This is a genomic window from Mycobacterium sp. (assembly GCF_049802695.1).
In the GTDB taxonomy this organism is placed as follows: domain Bacteria; phylum Actinomycetota; class Actinomycetes; order Mycobacteriales; family Mycobacteriaceae; genus Mycobacterium.
Genome location: NZ_JBARMY010000542.1, coordinates 1 through 1,758 on the forward strand (window position 1 = coordinate 1; position 1,758 = coordinate 1,758).

General features: G+C 64.8%; 3 protein-coding genes. All 3 read left to right on the forward strand.

The annotated features are described in order from the left end of the window. Nucleotides 1-17: 17 nt before the first annotated feature. The gene (locus WA317_RS21360) at nucleotides 18-131 is read left to right on the forward strand and encodes a PPE family protein, SVP subgroup (protein WP_425174929.1); all 114 of its coding nucleotides are present in this window, start codon (nucleotides 18-20) and stop codon (nucleotides 129-131) included. A gap of 371 nt (nucleotides 132-502) precedes the next feature. Further along, nucleotides 503-802, forward strand: coding sequence for a PE family protein (locus WA317_RS21365; protein ID WP_425174927.1), 300 nt, complete (start codon nucleotides 503-505; stop codon nucleotides 800-802). An 11-nt stretch (nucleotides 803-813) separates the two neighbouring features. Beyond that, the coding region (locus WA317_RS21370; RefSeq protein ID WP_425174928.1) for a PPE family protein at nucleotides 814-1,758 on the forward strand (945 nt) is incomplete at its 3' end.

A 1,758-nucleotide genomic window follows, 5' to 3' on the forward strand; every position in this document is an offset into this window, starting at 1 on the left:
CTGGACCCAACGGCCTGCTGCGCGGCATCCCGATGAACAACGGGATGACGGGCCGGCGAGCCGCCAACGGCTTCGTGCACAAGTACGGCTTCCGCCACACCGTCATGCCCCGCTCACCGATCACCGGATGACGACAGCAGGTTGAACTCACACATGCAGCACCTGCCCCAATCATCAGCGGGCTCCGGTGCATTCGACGTCCGCGCAATGCGCGAAGAATGGCGCGTTCACCGGAAAGTTATTTGCAACGTGATTCCATCCTCGTCCTGCGGGGGACCGCGCTCTGAAAATCGGGCCTCGGCCCGTTTGCGCAGCTGAAAGGTGAACAAACGGCGTCGAGAGGGCAACGGCGAATGAACGCGCTGTAGCCGTCGATGAACAAATTTAAGCGAGAAATGAATAGTTCGCGCCGGAAGAGCTTTGGGCTCCAAACGGCATCTACCCTCATTTACGAAGGCCTCGCGAAGGTTGTTGAGGCATAAGCAAACAGGAGGAAGACGACATGTCGTTCGTGACTACGCAGCCCGAGTTGCTGACCGCGGCCGCCGGCACTCTCACCGGCATCGGCTCAGCGGTGTCCGCGCAGAACGCGGCGGCCGCGGCCCCCACGACCGGAGTAGTCCCCGCAGCCGCCGACCAGGTGTCGGCGTTGACTGCTGCACAGTTCGCCGCGCACGCCCAGTTGTACCAGGCAGTCAGTGCGCAGGCCGCGGCGATCCACGAGTCGTTCGTGAACACCCTGGGACTGAGCGCCGGTTCGTACGCCGCCGCCGAGGCCGCCAACGCGGCCGCGGCCGGCTAGGAGGAATTTCAGTGGTCGATTTTGGTGGGATGGCACCGGAGATCACGTCTGCGTTGATGTACGCCGGTGCCGGCTCAGCGCCGCTCCAGGCTGCAGCGTCGGCTTGGAACTCCCTGTCGGCGGAGCTCAGTTCAGCGGCCGCCGACTACGACACGGTGGTCACCAGACTGGCCAGCGAGGAGTGGCTGGGCTCGTCATCCACCGCGATGGCGAGCGCCGTGCAACCGTACGTGCAGTGGATGAGCAACACCGCAGCGCAGGCCGAGACGGCCGCCACCCAGGCCAGGGCCGCGGCAGCGGCCTACGAGCAGGCGTTTGCGGCGACGGTGCCGCCACCGCTGATTGCGGCTAACCGTGCTGAGCTGACACAGGCCCTACAGACGAATGTCATGGGCCAGAACAGCAACATCATCGCGCAACTCGAATCGCAGTACAGCGAATTCTGGGCGCAGGACGCCGGGACGATGTATCAGTACGCCAGCCAGTCCGCGGCGGCTTCCAAGGTGGCGAACTTCGCGTCCCCGACGGCGATCGCCAATCCCGCCGGACCGGCGCTGCAATCCACCGCCACGGCTCAAGCCACCGCAAGTCCAGCAGCTTCGTCAGCGACGACAATCCAGTCGGTGATCCAGGAGCTGCAGAAGTATTTCACGGCGATCACCACGCCGAACTCCGTTACGACTGGTTCGTCCGCAATCACCGACCCGACCGGCCTGTTCCAGTTGGTGTTCGGGACGAGCACGTTGCCGACCAGCCTGTCGGCGTTCACGAGCGACTACTCGCCGATCGCGGGTGTGCTCTATAACACCGAGGGTCTGCCGTACTTCTCCATCGGTATGGCGAACAACTTCGTTCAGGCGTCGAAGACGCTCGGATTGCTGGGTGGACCCGCGTCCGCTGCTGCGGCGGCACCCGCTGCGGGCGGCGGCCTCGGCGGTCTCGGTGCCGCCCTGGGC